The 16,144-nt window shown below is 53.3% G+C and carries 19 protein-coding genes and 1 pseudogene; 14 read left to right on the top strand and 6 right to left on the bottom strand.

Features of this window, described 5'->3' with window-relative positions; all coding sequences use genetic code 11:
- Nucleotides 1-51: 51 nt before the first annotated feature.
- The 3 genes from AC2FD9_RS21805 (at nt 52) to AC2FD9_RS21795 (ending at nt 1,473) form a co-directional block, all read left to right on the top strand.
- Nucleotides 52-357 (top strand): hypothetical protein, encoded by a 306-nt coding sequence (locus AC2FD9_RS21805; protein WP_282121186.1) that lies wholly within the window; start codon nt 52-54, stop codon nt 355-357.
- Between the two features lie 337 nt (nt 358-694).
- Nucleotides 695-1,216: a hypothetical protein gene (locus tag AC2FD9_RS21800; RefSeq protein ID WP_282121185.1), complete on the top strand. Its 522-nt coding sequence runs from the start codon at nt 695-697 to the stop codon at nt 1,214-1,216.
- 14 nt (nt 1,217-1,230) lie between these two features.
- On the top strand, nt 1,231-1,473 hold the full coding sequence (locus AC2FD9_RS21795; RefSeq protein ID WP_282121184.1) for a hypothetical protein: 243 nt from the start codon (nt 1,231-1,233) through the stop codon (nt 1,471-1,473).
- A 45-nt stretch (nt 1,474-1,518) separates the two neighbouring features.
- Here the strand turns inward: AC2FD9_RS21795 and AC2FD9_RS21790 are convergent.
- Nucleotides 1,519-1,845: pseudogene (locus tag AC2FD9_RS21790) on the bottom strand (IS110 family transposase); the annotation flags it as partial.
- 239 nt (nt 1,846-2,084) lie between these two features.
- Between AC2FD9_RS21790 and AC2FD9_RS21785 the strand changes: the two are divergent.
- Nucleotides 2,085-3,140: a tyrosine-type recombinase/integrase gene (locus AC2FD9_RS21785; protein WP_282121183.1), complete on the top strand. Its 1,056-nt coding sequence runs from the start codon at nt 2,085-2,087 to the stop codon at nt 3,138-3,140.
- A 56-nt stretch (nt 3,141-3,196) separates the two neighbouring features.
- Here the strand turns inward: AC2FD9_RS21785 and AC2FD9_RS21780 are convergent, their stop codons facing one another.
- Both AC2FD9_RS21780 and AC2FD9_RS21775 read right to left on the bottom strand, forming a co-directional pair.
- Nucleotides 3,197-3,541 (bottom strand): type II toxin-antitoxin system RelE/ParE family toxin, encoded by a 345-nt coding sequence (locus tag AC2FD9_RS21780; RefSeq protein ID WP_282121182.1) that lies wholly within the window; start codon nt 3,539-3,541, stop codon nt 3,197-3,199.
- Complete coding sequence (locus AC2FD9_RS21775) at nt 3,538-3,795, bottom strand: type II toxin-antitoxin system ParD family antitoxin (RefSeq protein ID WP_282121181.1); 258 nt, start codon at nt 3,793-3,795, stop codon at nt 3,538-3,540. The genes AC2FD9_RS21780 and AC2FD9_RS21775 overlap by 4 nt, the downstream gene beginning before the upstream one ends.
- A gap of 444 nt (nt 3,796-4,239) precedes the next feature.
- Between AC2FD9_RS21775 and AC2FD9_RS21770 the strand changes: the two genes are divergently transcribed.
- From AC2FD9_RS21770 to AC2FD9_RS21745, 6 genes are all read left to right on the top strand, one after another.
- Complete coding sequence (locus AC2FD9_RS21770; protein ID WP_496727247.1) at nt 4,240-4,392, top strand: hypothetical protein; 153 nt, start codon at nt 4,240-4,242, stop codon at nt 4,390-4,392.
- Nucleotides 4,393-5,133: 741 nt separating this feature from the next.
- Nucleotides 5,134-6,315, top strand: coding sequence for a plasmid partitioning protein RepA (repA, locus tag AC2FD9_RS21765; RefSeq protein WP_282121179.1), 1,182 nt, complete (start codon nt 5,134-5,136; stop codon nt 6,313-6,315).
- Between the two features lies 1 nt (nt 6,316).
- A complete protein-coding gene (gene repB / locus AC2FD9_RS21760; RefSeq protein ID WP_282121178.1) occupies nt 6,317-7,291 on the top strand; it encodes a plasmid partitioning protein RepB in 975 nt (324 codons plus the stop codon).
- A gap of 206 nt (nt 7,292-7,497) precedes the next feature.
- Nucleotides 7,498-8,547 carry a helix-turn-helix domain-containing protein gene (locus AC2FD9_RS21755; RefSeq protein ID WP_282121177.1) on the top strand — a complete coding sequence of 350 codons (1,050 nt, stop codon included), beginning with the start codon at nt 7,498-7,500 and terminating at the stop codon, nt 8,545-8,547.
- Nucleotides 8,548-8,616: 69 nt separating this feature from the next.
- On the top strand, nt 8,617-8,973 hold the full coding sequence (locus tag AC2FD9_RS21750; RefSeq protein ID WP_282121176.1) for a CopG family ribbon-helix-helix protein: 357 nt from the start codon (nt 8,617-8,619) through the stop codon (nt 8,971-8,973).
- On the top strand, nt 8,970-9,251 hold the full coding sequence (locus tag AC2FD9_RS21745) for a type II toxin-antitoxin system RelE/ParE family toxin (protein WP_170592490.1): 282 nt from the start codon (nt 8,970-8,972) through the stop codon (nt 9,249-9,251). Before AC2FD9_RS21750 ends, AC2FD9_RS21745 begins: the two co-directional genes overlap by 4 nt.
- Before the next feature lie 307 nt (nt 9,252-9,558).
- On the opposite strand, the gene AC2FD9_RS21740 is transcribed toward AC2FD9_RS21745, so the two are convergent.
- Nucleotides 9,559-10,404, bottom strand: coding sequence for a LysR family transcriptional regulator (locus AC2FD9_RS21740; protein ID WP_282121175.1), 846 nt, complete (start codon nt 10,402-10,404; stop codon nt 9,559-9,561).
- An 86-nt stretch (nt 10,405-10,490) separates the two neighbouring features.
- Between AC2FD9_RS21740 and AC2FD9_RS21735 the strand changes: the two genes are divergently transcribed.
- From AC2FD9_RS21735 to AC2FD9_RS21720, 4 genes are all read left to right on the top strand, one after another.
- A complete protein-coding gene (locus tag AC2FD9_RS21735) occupies nt 10,491-10,958 on the top strand; it encodes a c-type cytochrome (RefSeq protein ID WP_282121174.1) in 468 nt (155 codons plus the stop codon).
- Between the two features lie 13 nt (nt 10,959-10,971).
- Nucleotides 10,972-11,880 carry a c-type cytochrome gene (locus AC2FD9_RS21730; protein WP_432653458.1) on the top strand — a complete coding sequence of 303 codons (909 nt, stop codon included), beginning with the start codon at nt 10,972-10,974 and terminating at the stop codon, nt 11,878-11,880.
- A gap of 164 nt (nt 11,881-12,044) precedes the next feature.
- Entirely contained in the window at nt 12,045-12,926 is an 882-nt protein-coding gene (locus AC2FD9_RS21725; RefSeq protein ID WP_282121172.1) for a cation diffusion facilitator family transporter, read from the top strand.
- Between the two features lie 159 nt (nt 12,927-13,085).
- Nucleotides 13,086-13,940 carry a hypothetical protein gene (locus AC2FD9_RS21720; RefSeq protein ID WP_282121171.1) on the top strand — a complete coding sequence of 285 codons (855 nt, stop codon included), beginning with the start codon at nt 13,086-13,088 and terminating at the stop codon, nt 13,938-13,940.
- Nucleotides 13,941-14,015: 75 nt separating this feature from the next.
- On the opposite strand, the gene AC2FD9_RS21715 is transcribed toward AC2FD9_RS21720, so the two are convergent.
- Together AC2FD9_RS21715 and AC2FD9_RS21710 are read right to left on the bottom strand one after the other, a co-directional pair.
- Nucleotides 14,016-14,663: a response regulator gene (locus tag AC2FD9_RS21715; RefSeq protein WP_282121170.1), complete on the bottom strand. Its 648-nt coding sequence runs from the start codon at nt 14,661-14,663 to the stop codon at nt 14,016-14,018.
- Nucleotides 14,660-16,063 carry a sensor histidine kinase gene (locus AC2FD9_RS21710; protein WP_282121169.1) on the bottom strand — a complete coding sequence of 468 codons (1,404 nt, stop codon included), beginning with the start codon at nt 16,061-16,063 and terminating at the stop codon, nt 14,660-14,662. The genes AC2FD9_RS21715 and AC2FD9_RS21710 overlap by 4 nt, the downstream gene beginning before the upstream one ends.
- Nucleotides 16,064-16,144 lie beyond the last annotated feature (81 nt).

Raw genomic sequence — 16,144 nt, 5'->3', positions numbered from 1 at the left:
TGCGTCAAGGCCGCCCTTGTCAATTCACACTGGTTTGCTACGGTAAGTGGGATGTTTGGATTGCAACTGGAAGGCGACCAAGGAACCTGTTCGACCCTTGGTGTTAGAAAGTGGGATGCCGATGCAAGCAGTCTGAAATTTCCCTCAAGTACAATCTACCGCGGCGCAACAAGCGATCACACCGGCTCAGCCAAACTCACCGGGCCCGTCAGGCGCGAAATGAAAATAGGCATGAACTACAACGCTCTTATTGGGGGCAATAAACGCGCCGGATGTCGCGAGAATTCGACTATGCAAGGAAAACTTGCCAAAACTAACGGGGATAGCGAAGCCTGCCTAAATTTGAAGTTGTTGTAACTTCTCAAATAGCGGTCCGATACCGAGCGTCATGTGCTGATTTGCTTGGCAACGCGCCGTAGTAAATCGGCCCTTCAAACCCCATATACTGATAGGCTACGTGCGAATTTTCGGGTCTGACCGACGCACCGAGGTCTCAGTGGAAAATCCGAAATCGATTGGGATCATGTCTTTCAATGACCTGGCTATTAGGTCTGCCGTCCTGCTGAACCGTCGAATAAGGAAACCGACAATCAGGGCGGCAAAGGCCGGTTCAGCCAATCTCGAAAAACCCCGAGAGTCGCGCCGGAACGGGCTGGCGAGCCCTACCTGGCCCTTAATCGAAAGGACCACCGCAATGGATGACCAATTCAGCAAGACCATCGCAGTTTTCGACTGGCCATTCACAGTGCCCGGTTTTGCAGAAACGCTCCCCGCCGGCGAGTATGAAATCGAGACCGAACTCGCCTCGCCTCCGGATCACCAAGACCCTGAAGCTTGGAAGGCCTCGGTTGTTGTCCACCTGCATCCACGCATTTCCCATCCGGGATTAACCCGGAGCCTAACCGTTTCATTAATTGATCTCGACAATGCCCGCGCGAAGGACAAGCTTTCAGGAAGAGAGCTGTCTGATGTTTTTCTGGAAGAAATGCTGGCAGACCCAATGGTGCAGCTTGTGATGCAGGCCGACGGGGTATCCGAGGCCCAATTGCGGCATCTTTACTCGGGATCGCGGACAACGCGGGAGAATATCGATCTCGTTGACCAAAGTCCCAAAGACGATATCCCGCAAGTTTTTTCGCAGGACAGCTCTGAAATTCAGAACGCCGAAAATGAAGGGATGCCATGCCAACAGGCCACTTCGCTTGTACCTGAATGAAGTGGAAGAAGCGAATGCCTGAGTCAATGGAAAGCAAGGAACTGATGCAAAAGAAGAAGGAATTCATCGTCTCGGACCCGCCAAAGCGTGCGCTTGCAGATGCGCCCAAGGAACGGTTCTGCTTGCGCTGCAAATCCTCTTTCTGGAGCGAAGGTTTTGGCGAACGCATCTGTTCCCGCTGCAAGGCCACCTCTGCTTGGCGCGCGGCCGTGCCGGAAGGCGTCAGTCAAGGTCGCCGCTCTGGCGGCCGGTCGTGATAGATCCCTTGTTTGTTTTTAGGGCTGCCTGCCGTTGTTGTCCGAGATAAAACGCATGGTGGGACGGATCGAAGCCTCACAGATGGCCTCTGCATCAGCGGCATCGTTTTTCTGTCGCTTCACAAACGGTTTCACATACGCAGGTGGGATGAGCCTGACATCGTGACCCAGGCGACCAATCTCGCGGCCCCAGTAATGCGCGCTAGAGCAAGCCTCCATCGCAACCACGCATCTCGGTAGCATGGCAAAAAACTCAAGGACCTGACCTCTGCGCAGTTTCTTCCGCAGAATAGGGTGACCCGAGTGATCTGCTCCGTGCACCTGGAAAACGCTCTTCGCCAAATCCAGGCCAATCATGCTAATCTCTTCCATAGACGCCTCCAATCATGTTGTTTGCAAACCGACAATGGCACATCGAGGCCAGCGGGGGCGTCTACACCTTCAGAGCCCGCGATTTCTGTTGCCAAGCAGAGCTTCCATCTGTATTGCGCGCAATATTTCACCCTTTTGCTCGTTACATTTGTTACTTTCTAAACTTACCATTACAACTGATAAGTTCCCCTTATTACGTATGATTGAAATTTGCCGCGAAGCGATGCAAAATGCGCCCCATGACAGCCCCTGCCCCATACCTGCCCGACGCTCCCCCTGCCCTTTCAAAGGAAGATCAGGACGCGCTCACGGATCTCTATGTCCGCGGCACGCCGGCCAATACGCTGCGGGCTTATGAGCGCGACCTGCTCTACATCACCGCCTGGAAAACAGCGCGCTTTGGCGCGGTGTTGGACTGGCCGGAGAGCGAGCCTACCGCCCTCGCCTTCATCCTTGATCACGCCCGTGATCTGAATGATGCACCAGAAACGGATGTGGCGCGCGAAACCGCAGAAGCGCTCATTGCGCAAGGCCTGCGCAAATCGCTGGCCTGCCCGGCCCCTTCGACGCTGGACCGGCGCATCGCCTCCTGGCTGGCCTTTCACCGGATGAAGAACCTCGCCAGCCCCTTTAGCGCACCACAGGTGAAACAGGCCCGCGCCAAGGCCCGCCGCGCCGCCGCCCGTCCCCCTGCCCCGAAGTCGCAGCACCCGATCACCCGTGAGGTTCTGGAGCAACTGTTGGCCACCTGCCGGGGGTCGCGGCGCGATTGCCGCGACCGGGCAATCCTGATGCTCGGCTGGGCCAGCGGTGGGCGCAGGCGGTCGGAGATCACCGGGCTGATGCGTGAGGATGTCTCTCTCAAGGAATTCGACAAGACCGGCGTGGTCTGGCTCTCACTGCTGGAGACCAAGACCACCCGGAAAGGTGAAACCCCACGGCTGGTGCTGAAGGGTCGCGCCGCGCAAGCATTGGTGCATTGGATCGAGGTCGGACAAGTCACGAACGGGCCGCTGTTCCGCCCTGTCTCCAAGGCTGACAATGTGTTGAAGCGTCGTCTCAGCCCGGATTCGATCTACCAGATCGTCAAACACCGGCTGGCACTGGCGGGACTGCCGGAGGATTTTGCCTCGCCCCACGGGTTGCGCTCGGGTTTCTTGACCCAGGCCGCTTTGGACGGTGCCCCGATCCAGGCCGCCATGCGCCTGTCCCTGCACCGCTCCATGGCGCAGGCGCAGAAATATTATGATGATGTGGACGTCGCAGAAAACCCGGCAACCGACCTGTTGGGGTGATCACTTACTGATTATTCAAAGAAATCTCAGCCTGAGGGAAACTCTGACTGCAGTGCCTATGTCTTTTTCCCTGCCGCATCCATCAAAGTGACCAGCCCGGAAACATGTCGTGGCAAATTACAACGGGAATGCAAGATATCGACTATGATCACACTATCCGGCTGGTCCAGGTAGACGAGGAAATGCTCTCCTGCCTGTACGTATCTGAGATCAGCCGCCTCCTCGACCAATAATGAACAGCTACGGCTGGCCACCCTGCCCTCCGTGATGGCCTGACATCGCGCTATCAATTCTTGTTCATAAAGATCGGCCTGATGCGGTCCGAACTTGTCAATTGTCCATCGGGCAATTTCCACCAGGCTGGATTCAGCACGGCGTGTCAGTCGAAAGGGTCTGGTCACGCTTTGGAACGTGCCCTTGCAAAGGCACGACGGATCGCATCCGAACCGCTGCCTTCTGCCAGATCTCCAGTCTGAGCCTGCGTCACACCCTCCTGCAGGCCTTGTTTGAGAGACACCAGTCCCGCTTCTTCCCGTTCTAGAAGCCGAAGCCCGGCACGCAGCGCTTCACTGGCGTTCTGATAACGACCGGACGCAACCAGATTCTGCACTAGTTGATCCTGCGATTCTGTAAGTACCACATTGCGGGTTACCATGGCATAAGCCTCCTGATTGGCAATATATGCCAAAGAGGAGGTTGGTTCAACAGTTGGGAATTCCACACGCGGCAAATTAGTCAAGCTGTTCTTATTGCCGGCCTAACGGAGCAGTTGAGTGCCCACTGTCGTGGCTGGGTAAACCATCACCCCTCCACTTTCGCACATTCCAAACACTGGGCCGACCTCATTGCCCCGAACGCCTATCTGATCACCCTTGATATTCTCGAACATCAGATGGTCACCAGCCAAGGTTCGCGCCGGGACTCCCCTGACCGGACGATCCTATTACCGGACTGAACTCAGTTAGATGGCAGCGTTCGGTGTTCGGCGCGCCTTATTTTGGAGGCGGGAGTGTCGCTGAAGAAATTCAACGAGAATGACCTAACTTAGGTGTCGCCGCAGGTAGTTGAGACCACCCCAAAACGCGAGGCTCCACGGTTAGTGCGCAAGGGTCGCGCAGCGAGGCCGCTGGCGTGTTGGATCGAAGTGGGTCACGCCGAGGACAGCCCCATGTTTCACTCGGTCTCGAAATCTGGCCGGATACGGAAACGCCGCCTCAACCCGGACGCCATCGACCAGATCGACAAACACTGACTGAAGCTAACAGGACTACCGTAGGATTATGCCTCACCGTAGGGGCTGCGTTCGGGTTTCCTTACTCAAGCCCCGCAGGAGGCACACCGATCAAGACCGACTTGCACCTATCGCACTGGCCCAGAAATGCGGTGACGACGACGATATCGCCGACAATCCGGCAACCGATCTATTGGAATGAAACCAACATCGGTCCAATTGATAAGCAACTTCAGTATACCTTGGTTCACAGGGCAGTTGCTCCAAAGACCAGCACTGGAAGAGTATTAACTACACCATCAAATTAGCGGACACAGAAAGTCAGCTACTAGAACACCGCCCTGCCCTGGCAAAACAATGAGCTTGTCAGCACTTTTCAAGAATAACCACCAATTGGGCTTTTTAGTGGAGTGGGGCTCAATACTAATCTGATTTAATCATCTGCAACTTGAGCAAAACGTGAGCGCATTGCAGTATTTCTGGCAGGATTTCGCTTGGCTGAAAAGACAAAGTGGCCGGCGTCTGGCAACCCTCTAATCTCGAATTCCGAAGGCGAACTTTTGCCGCAAGCATGCAACCTCAAAGCGCCTCTTAAGCACCCAATGGAGACGTGAGTTAACAGCTGTTAACTTCGGGACGCTTGTGCAGGCTTCGCAACGACCCACAAGTTATTGATTTTTCTCTTGACATGAATCGGAATACGAGTGCCTAAATGTACTCAAGTTGCGCAACCAAACAAAAAAGAGCAGGAAATCTGCAACTATGTTACAAACCACACCAATTGCTGCGACGACGCAGTCTCACGTTACACGTGAAATCTCTGATCGTCTACAAGTTGCACTGACGACCCACTTAACTCAGGCGTATTCTCCTGAGTTGTCAAAGACCCTCCGACTCTTCAGCGCGACAGAGGTTGCCGACCTGTTTGGCACAACCGGACAGTTCTTGCGAAAGGGCCATGCTGAGGGCTCTCTTCCAGAGCCGGAGTTCAACAAGAACGGACGTCGCTTTTATTCCGGAGCCGAAATCAAAGCAATGCGCCAGATCCTTGAAGGAAGTTCCAGAAAGCCCGGAAAGTACCTTCCCGGTCGTCGCGATGCCGACCAGCTTCAGGTTGTTCAACTCATGAACTTCAAGGGTGGTAGTGCGAAATCCACCTCAGCCATTCACCTTTGCCACTATCTTGCACTTCAAGGTTATCGCGTTCTGGCTATCGACCTTGACCCACAAGGCAGCTTGACCGGATTCTGTGGAATTCAGCCAGAAATCGAGTTTGAGGGGAATTCGATCTATGATGCTCTGCGCTACGAGGACTCGGTCCCGATGTCAGAGTGCGTCCGGACCACTTACTTCCCTGGCTTGGATCTTTCCCCCGCCCAGTTGATCCTGTCAGAGTTTGAAACGGAAACCGCTGTCTACGCCCGCAAAGGCGTTCCCTTCTATAATCGTCTTGCCAGCGCAATCGAAGAAGTCGAAGCAAACTATGATGTAATCATTATCGATAGCCCGCCTTCTTTGGGTTTCTTGACGCTGGCAGGATTGTTTGCCGCAACATCTGTGATCGTACCGCTGACACCGAGCATGTTGGACGTGGCCTCCACCCAGCAGTTTCTTGAGATGACTTCGGCATACCTGGAAGAGTTTGAGAACTCCGGGATTCCGATTGTCCATGACAATTTCCGGTTCCTCATAACACGGGACGACCCCTCGGATACCCCATCACAGCAAATTGTAAGCCTTATGCGGGCGCTGTTTCAGGATCGAGTAATCGGAGCAACTGCGCTGCGAAGCACGGCGATTGCCGATGCCGCGATGCTGAAAATGACAATGTACGAAGTTGTTCGATCAGAAATGACACGGTCTACCTATGACCGCGCCCGATCGAGCATGGATGCCGTCGGGCACGAAGTCTCAAACATGATTCAAACCGCGTGGGGCCGTTGAAATGGCACTTAAACAAAACAAAACCAGCATGGCTGCAGCAATAGCGGCGGCAGCCGGAAACCCTCCCATTCCGCCTACGAAAACCGAGCGTGCCAATGCCGCGCTTCCACGAGGCACCATAGCCTCCGTCCGTGTTGGCGCCGGCGGAATCCAAGAAATTGATACCTCGCTCATATTGCCTTGGGGTCCGAAGGACAGGCTTGGAGTGGAGTTAACACCTGTTAACTCAAAAGCCGAGCCCAACGTCGATGCAGCTGTTCTGGAGCTGGCCGAAAGCATCAAAGACGCAGGAGGCCAACAGGTTCCTGTCCTCTTGCGTCCGTCTGAGGAAGTGGACGGCCACTTCGAAGTTATTTACGGCCGCCGCCGTATCCTGGCCTGTCAGCATCTAAATCAGCCTGTACGCGCGCTTGTACGGACTCTCGATGACAAAGAGGCGCTTCAGGCAAAAGGTTTAGAGAACTCTTCTCGTGTTGACCTCAGCTACTACGAGAGAGCCCGGTTTGCTCGAGAGATTCTGAACCAAGGATATGACCGTTCGGAAGCGATCACGGCGCTGGCAATTTCTAAAAACACGCTGTCGCAATTGGAGCGAATTACAAACGATATTCCCGAAGATCTTGGCGATATGATTGGCCCAGCACCGAAATCCGGACGGCCCAAATGGACGGCACTCGCCGATGCGTTACGAAAAAAGGTGATAACAGCGGACAAGGCTATGAAGCTCTTGGAGACACTCAACCCAGGTAGTTCAGACGATCGGTTAAATGGGCTTTTAGGCAGCCTGGCTCGAAAAAAAGAAGCACAAGAAAACCGACCGGCACCCGACGTTGTTATCAAGACCAGCAATTCAGCGGTGAATATGACGATCAAAAGAGCAGGGGAGAATGAAGCCTACTCACGTTGGCTTACGGAAAACCTTGCTCAGTTAATTCAGGAATCCTACGAGCGCTTCAAAGAAAACGCCGAGGAGTAAGCGAGTTAACAATTGTTAACTCTACATGAGGCAACGAGCAAAGAGGAGGAAAGCAAAGAAGAAACCCCCGAAACCTAAGGCTCCGAGGGCTGAAAACCAACTAGTGGTTATAGATTTGACACCTAAACCCTAACAGCCCGCGAATCACGAGACAACAAAAAACGCCTCTGGGTGAATAGGTTTTCTTTGTCTGCTGACATAAAATTATGAAAACAGTAACAGCATTGGCTCCAAACGGAGCAACCTTGTTGGGAACGGCAGGGCAGGGGGGTAGTACGCCTAAAAAATGGTTGCTTCTTCGAGCCGTCGAGGAAGCCAGAGAACCGCTTGGGCTTAAATCCACTTCCCTCAACGTCCTGAGAGCGATGATTTCCTTTGTGATTGGAGATCAGATTTCACCAGACCAGGATGATCACCATGTTTGTTTTGCCTCCAACGCTGCGATCGCCAAACGAACTCACGTCAGTGTACAGACCGTTGAACGCCATATCTCGGCGCTGGTTGAGCTTGGGCTTATCCGCCGCGTCATGAGCGCCAACGGAAAACGTTGGGCACGCCGGGATCGACAGGGCAGGGTGGTCGCAGCAACTGGACTGTCCCTGATGCCTTTGTCTGAACGGCACGCTGAGTTCATCGAGGAAGCCCAGAGGCATGCTGATCGAGTTCTGGAGTTCACGGTGCTCCGCGACAAGGTTTCTACAGCTCTGGCGCGTCTCAGAGAGCTCGTGGCAAACGACGCCACAATCTCAGATTTGATGGTCACCGCACGCAATGCTCTGCGTCGCAAACCAGATGCAAATGTACTCAGCGAACTGCTGGCTGAAATCTCTGTGGAAATCTCTGAGATAAAACGGACAGATTCAGATAATTTGAGGGACAGTGACAATGAAATTGAGGGGCACAAAGAGGACTCTTTGAATCCAATAGTTAAGAAAGAAGAATATTCTCAGATTCAAGTTTCTCCAGATCAAATGGAGCGCAGCTTTCCACGTTTGTGCTCGGAACTTCGCTTTGCCCGGGATCAGGCACATTGTGACCGACTTATGGACGATATCGCCGAGTACCTAAGATTTGGTCAGACCTGGTATGCTATGAAATCGACATATGGCCCAGCTCTCCGTTTCTTAGTGCTCGGATATATTTTCCAACGAGCGGAGAACATAAAATCCCATCAAGCCTATTTGATCTCACTGATTTCAAAAATCGATCAAGGAGACATACAACCAACCGCATTGTTGACGCAAAATTCAAAATAACCGCAGAAGTGAAGGCCGCACCCATGATTTCTCCTCACGCTCATGAGTTCAGAACAACAGGTGCGGTACATGCCATCGGTCTATTGTGAATTTCATTCAGATGTATTACATTGTACTACAACACGGAAACAGGTGATTGCGATGAGTACCAGCCCATATTCAATCCGTCTCGATGAAGACCTGAGAAAGACCCTGGAACGGGAAGCTGCGATCGAAGACCGACCGCCTGCACAACTCGCCGTACGGGCAATTAGAATGATGTTAGAATCCAAAGCCGCTAAACGTGCAGCCATTGATGCGGCTGTTGAAAAAGCAGACCAAGGCAAGTTCATCACGGCAGACGAAATGAATGCCTGGATAGACAGCTGGGATACCGAGAATGAACTTTCGGCTCCGGTAGCAAGCGGGCAATCCAACAGCCAATGAAGATTGTATTTCTCGAAGATACGGCCAGGGACATTCAGTGGTTCCGTTACTACTACACGTCAGTTTTTCCTGAAGGCAGCGAAAGGGCACGAGCTCAGCTCAAAGCCATTCAGCTTACTCTTGCAGCCAACCCTTATGCTGGTCACCCAAGTGACACACGGCAAGACATACGGGAGCTTTCAGTACCCCGAACCCCATTCACGCTAATCTATCGTGTAATGCCTACTCAGATAGAGATTCTTCGTCTCTGGGATACCAGGCAGGGTGCGGATTACTGAAACCAGGAGTTTAAATTGGTGGCATCAGGCGGGCAGGGTAGGGGCGGGCAAGCAACCGAACCTACTTTGCTGTTAGATCGCTAGATTCTGCACAGAGGGCGGGAAGCGGTCATTCGCTGCGGTATACGCCAAGGTCTGCTCCGCGCGATAAGCGCCAGAAACCTCGGTCCTCGTAGTGACTGCTCCACTGCCCAAATCGGCATTCGTGCTGAAAGCTCGTTCGTTTGGATGTGGGTATAAAAGCCGCTATGTCGTGTATCTGCTGAGAGCGCAACCCGAGTGCTCGCGACTGTTTTCTAAAACAACGTCATCCAGCAAGAACAATGGCTAAGCGTTCAACCAACGCTCGTTGAACGATAGCAAATCTGGGAGTGTTCGCTATTTCCTCCAGCGTCGCGACCCAGAGCGGAACCTCAATTTCTGGGGTCACGTCGTGCGACTTTCGAAGCCGGGAATCCGCGTCGCCCAAAAACGTGGGTAAAAACGTTTTTCCGACTCCTGCAGCGGCCATCTCCTGTAGCACCAAAAAACTGTCTGCCCCGTTGGTCATTTCGTCAGCACTGACATTCGTTTCCAGCCATTTGGCAGGAAGTGAACGGCTTAACGCCCCATCAAGCCTCATCCATTTGCTATTGGGAGAGCCGTCGTCAAAGACGCCGAACGACAGTGTTCCGGCACGCTGCCCAATCAGCCCCTCCCCGAGCTTTATCGATGGCCGCACGGCGATGTCTGCGCTCAACCGGGATAGATCATGGTGACTATTTCCGCTTAGCAAAGTCAGCTTCAGGCCGGGGTAAAGCTGTGAGATCTCATATAGTATTGGAGGTAGAACAATCCGGCAAAGACTGTCGGTAGATGTAATGCGTACCTGACCCATAGGAGACCGATTTGCTCCGACAACTGCCCGCTCAACCGACAGCACCGCTTCTTCAACGCTTTCCATGGCCGAAAAGACCGCACTGGCTTCGGGGAGAACGGAATATCCTGACGGGTTTTTCTGAAAAATCCGGCAACCATGGCGCTCTTCGAATGCGGCCACTCTGCGCAAGACTGTGGCATGCGTAACGCCCAGAGCCGCCGCCGCCGCGTTCAACGAACCGTATTTGCTTACTGCTAACGCGTACCGAATATCATCCCAGTTTTCATTGTTCATAAATTAACAGGTGACGACCAATAACAAACAATTACAAGTAAATTCGTTCAAGGTAACATTCGGAGTATTGAACAGGGAGACACACCATGATGCAGAAAATTTCGATCTTTGCGGCCGGTATATTATCGGTGGCTGCAATTGGCACAGCCATCGCCCACGAAAGCGAAAACCCGGCTGTGAAAGCTCGAACCTCAATCATGCAACTCTATGCCTTCAATCTTGGTACACTTGGCGGCATGGCCAAAGGTGAGGTGGATTATGATGCCGAGGCCGCAACACGGGCTGCAAACAACCTTGTTGTACTAACGCAGATCGACCAATCCGCGATGTGGCCCGCGGGATCCGACAATGTATCCGATCCGTCCACCCGAGCGCTGCCTGCGATCTGGGAAAACTTCCCTGACGTTGGTGCGAAAGGGCAAGCCATGGCAGAGGCAGCTGTTGCGATGCAGGCTGCAGCCGGACAAGATGTTGATGCCCTGAAAGCTGCGATGGGCGATCTGGGTGGAAGCTGTTCGGCATGTCACAAAGCGTACAGAGCACCGAAAGACTAATTGGTAGATAGTTGTGAAGCGGTTTTTCCTTTTCGCCGCTTTCGTTGCACTTTTAGTTGGGTTGGCTGGTTTGGTGCTGACCCGACCACAAAGAATGGATCAGTCTCAACTCGACGATCTGAACCCAGATCTCGCCAGAGGTGAAATCGTGTTCCACGCCGCAGGATGCGCATCCTGTCATTCAGCGCAGGGCGCGATTGGAGAGGACAAGCTCATGCTCTCCGGTGGTCGTAGGTTCGAGACGGATTTCGGCACGTTCATTGCCCCGAACATATCCAGTGACCCCGAGGTTGGCATCGGGTCCTGGTCTGTATTGGATCTGGCCAATGCCCTAATCCATGGAACCGGGCCCGAAGGGCAACACTATTTTCCTGCGTTTCCTTATACGTCTTACGCCCACATGACGACCGATGACGTTGTATCGCTCCATGCCTTCCTGAGCACCCTTCCTGCGGTCACGGCAGAAAGCAAAGCGCATGAGGTTGGTTTCCCTTTCAACGTTCGACGCGGACTGGGCGGATGGAAGCTATTGTTCATGACGCCAGAATGGGTGGTCGAAGGTGATCTGACCGACCAACAAAGACTTGGCAGGTATTTGGTCGAGGCGCTGGGTCACTGCGCTGAATGCCATACCCCGCGAAATAGTCTAGGTGGTTTGAAACGAGACCTTTGGCTGACAGGTGCACCAAATCCAAACGGGAAAGGTCGTATCCCCGGCCTGACCTCAGACCAGCTTGAATGGTCTGAGGCAGACATTGGCGAATACCTGAAATCTGGTTTCACGCCAGACTATGACAGTGCAGGTGGTGAGATGGTGGAGGTCATCGAGAACACGTCTCGCCTTACGGATGAGGACCGTTTGGCGATTGCAGCATATCTCAAGGCGGTTCCTGTTTCGTCGGCCGTGCTTGCATCAGAGTAACAGTCGTTTGGCGCCATGCAAGGGGGCCAGATGCTGTCGTAGGTCGCCGGTAGGAAGCCACAGGGCCTATTCCCTTTTCACCAACCACCTGTTTTACGTTTTGAACGTCGGAACTCAGCATTAACCCGAGTTTCTGTTCATGATTGATTGAGGGTTGTGGCCAAATGACACAAAAAATCGCTCTTTGGTCCATTCCAATATCCATTGCGGTACTGGCCCTGAAACTGCTGGCCTGGTGGCTGACGGGCTCGGTGGCGTTGTTGTCGGACGCAATGGAATCAACTGTAAATGTCGTTGCGGCGCTGCTGGCGTATTTTGCGGTTCGGATTGCCAATATACCCCCTGACGAAAACCACCCCTTTGGTCACAAAAAAGCCGAGTATCTTTCCGCTGTCGCCGAGGGCGTACTGATTGTGCTGGCGGCGTTCTTGATCATCAGAGAAGCTGTGCTGGCACTCCCGAACCCGCATCTTGAGGATGCGCCACTTCTTGGAATCGTCGTCAATGTCATTGCAACTGGTGTGAATGGCGCATGGGCTTACCTATTGCTCAAAATCGGCAGGCGCGAGGGTTCGCCTGCATTGGAGGCAAGCTCCCGGCACATTTTCACAGATGTCATGACCTCAGTTGGTGTCATCGCAGGTCTGATACTGGCGCTTGTCACCGGCTGGTTGATCCTCGACCCGATCCTGGCAATTCTTGTTGCTCTGAACATCTTGTGGGAGGGATGGAAAGTTATTCGGGCTTCAGTCGATGGTCTGATGGATGTGACACTGTCGGAGCATGACTTGCAGACCGTTTCTAAAGCAATCGAAGCAAACCTCGGCGCAGCCTTAGAATACCACGACCTCAAAGGGCGCAGGTCCGCAAATGTCATCTTCGTGGAGTTTCACCTTGTTGTGGACGGCACAATGCCAGTCAGCGCGGCGCATGATATATGCAATGACATCGAGGAAGAATTGGATCGTTTGTATCCGGGTTCCGTCTTTGTCATTCACCTCGAACCCGATGACGAGTTGAAGGGTGACGGGGTCAGTTCCCACTAAACTGGTCACATGGCTCAACAAAAACTCTATTGGTTTGACTGATCTGACTAAGACGTTCGGCTTGAAATTCGTCAGACCTAAGCCCGATGTGGAAAAGCCGAACCAGAAGTAACCTGTCTCCAACGTCACGAAGCGTGACGCTCAGAAATGGAGGCGAAAATGAAAATTCAAAGAAAACTGGGCCAACTTCTTAGTACTGCGGCGTTGGCTTCGTTGATCGCGGCGACACCTTATGTGCCAGTGTTCGATGCCGATGGTCGCCTACATTTTGAACCGTCCTATGCCTTTGCCAAGAGCGGCAAGGGAAAAGACGGGGATGGTCGCGACGATGATCGGGATGATGATCGTGACGACGACAGAGATGATGACCGCGACGACAACTCGGGGTCGGGCAATAGCGGCCGTGGTGGTGACCGGGACGATGATCGTGATGACGATAGAGACGATGATCGCGACGACGACCGAGATGATGATCGTGACGACAATTCGGGATCAGGCAAAAGTGGTCGCGACGATGATGACGGTGACGATGACGATGATGACTCGAAACGCTCCAATAGAGGCAGCGGAAAGAAGGACCGGTCTCAAGCAGGGGGCAAGCCGTCGGGTTCGGCTGGGATAACAAAGGTCGAGACAAACGCCAGCGGCATTGAGGTGCGTTACGCCGACGGAACCAAGGAGGAGATCGAAAACGGGCGGTATGAGAGGAAAAATGCTCAGAATCGAACTGTTGAGGAGCGCCCCGCGACTGGTGCTGACGTTTCAAGGCTTCGGTCTTTGTCGAATGGTATCTCAATCGACAACGTGCGCTCTTCTGGGCAAGGCGGCACTGCTGGAAGTCGACCCACGAAAATCGAACGCCAGGGCAACAATATCGAAGTGAACTATGCCAATGGTTGGAAAGAGGAGATCGAGTTTGGGCGCTACGAGCTGAAAGACCCGTACAACCGGACTGTTGTTGAAAGAAACGCAACGGCCTCTGATCGCCGGAGGTTACAGTCGGTTGCCAACTGAACAGGAACTCTAGTCGATGATCCGTTGGCGGCTTCTCTTAGTGAGGAGCCGCCATCGTCGTCAAAGAGACCGCGGTTAATCTCCCTTGTTCCAAACATCATGTGCGATAAGCGCGGCCTCTACCCGATTGCGCGCATGAAGCTTGGACAGGATTGCCGTCATGTAGTGCTTCACGGTTTTTTCCTGAAGGTCTAACTCGTCAGCGATTTCACGGTTACTCAGTCCTTTGGCCACACGTCTCAGTATTTCTTCCTCACGATGCGTAAGGTCATCGAGAATGCTGCTGTTAATAGACATGCCACTGTCAGCATTGATTTGCAGCAATACTCGCGAGGCCAAGCCAGGAGAAACGAACCCTTCACCTGCGGCGATGCTGCGTAAGGAAGCGGTTAGTTCGCTCGCGGTTACTCCCTTCACAATGTACCCAATCGCGCCCGCCTCCAAGGCGTCCGCGACATCGCTGCTGTTCTCTGAGACCGTCAAGATTGCAATGACGGGTGGATTTTCCATTGCCGCAATTTCACGTGTCGCGCTTATCCCGCCACCGGGCATAGAGAGGTCAAGAATAGCTATGTCCGGCTGATGCGTGCCGACCAGCGATACTGCTTCTTCAGCGCTGGACCCAGCAGCTAAAACTTCAAAACCATCAGTTTCATCCAACGTGCGTTGCAATCCATCCCTGAAAATCGGATGATCATCGGCTATGATGACAGATGTTGTCATGATGCACTCATTTTTCTGGAAAACAGTGTCATAGCAATGGTGGTGCCTTCACCCGGTCTCGATGCGACTTCGAACCTGCCACCAATACTCTCGACCCGATCTCGCAAGCCCATAAGTCCCTGGCCACCATCATCTCGCAAAGCGGTTTCTTCTGACCTGTCAAATCCAGGTCCGTCGTCTGTGACCTTCACAACTATGCAGTCGCTCTGCGCCTCAGAGATAACAGTGCACTTGGAAGCTGGAGCATATCTCGCGGCATTGGAAAGCGTCTCCTGAAGGAACCGAAAAACGCACAGCTTGTCGGACAATGACAACTCTGGGGCCTGACTACCCAGGAATGATATATCCGGTCGCAACGGGCTGTGTTCAGCGTGATCCTCTACGGCTCTCTTCACGACATCGACGAGCGCCAGGTTGTCGATATCCGGCGCGGACAGCCCTCGCGAAATTGCACGAATTTCAGCCAGAGATTTTTGCAAAGACTGCTGAATTTCCTCTGCCTCTTTAGGCCTTTCGGACTCTTTGGAAAACGCCGCCTCCAGTCTAAGAGCGGCGAGGGACAGGTATTGCGCAGGACCATCATGTAGCTCAGCACCAAGCTTCTTGAGGAACCGATCTGTTTGCGTGGCATATCTTTCTGACGCCTCGACGACACGCGAGCGCAGCCGGGCATTCTGCTCGGCCATCCTCTCACTTTCTGTCAGGCGCTGTTTAAGAAGAGCCCCTTGTCGTCGAATTGTTTTGTCACCAATTGCGACGATGGAATACAGAACAATAGTACTTGCGAGAAATGCGGAACCGACGACCAACCAACTTGTTCGCCTGGCCTTGGCTAAGTCTAACTCAAGCTGATCAGCTCTTTCGTAGAACTCCGCAACTGCGATGATTTCGCCGGACCAGAGTTCGCGGATGGGGCTGTAAACTTCAAGTAGTGGTATCCCCAATGCCGCCTCGGCGGCGCTCTCGGCATGATCGAGCTCTTCGAAAGAGCCGGAGATATCACCGCTCCACGCCCGCCTTAAGTCATCAGTTGGATTGAAACGGTTTCCAATGATGTCTGTATCCGAGGCATGCGCAATCACACCGCCTTGCTTCCAGAATTTGTAGGAGACGATGCGGTCACGCATTGGCTGGGTCATGAAAATCTCGTCCAGCGCTCGGCTTGCCTGCTCAGAAAGATGGTCGCCATGTGCCAATTCCTGGCTGAGCGGGGATACTACGCTTTCCATATACAGCGCTGCGGAATTGGCGGAGTTTTGCACGACGGCGTTCTGAATTCGATTTGACACCCAGACCCCGACTATTGCGGTCGCGGTGCCCATCACAACGATGCTGGTCGCAAGGAAGACTCGCGACAACGACCAATTGCCAATCATCAGGTCAGCTACTTTCGCTCTCATCGTGAAATCGACTATGAACTACAATCTGTTACCGCACCACAGACCTTGGTCTGACGCGATCTGGCTAAATCTCAGACCCTT

Source organism: Ruegeria sp. YTSC230 (assembly GCF_059609665.1).
Note: the sequence above shows the minus strand (reverse complement) of the source record. Positions and strands in the feature narration are given on the sequence as shown.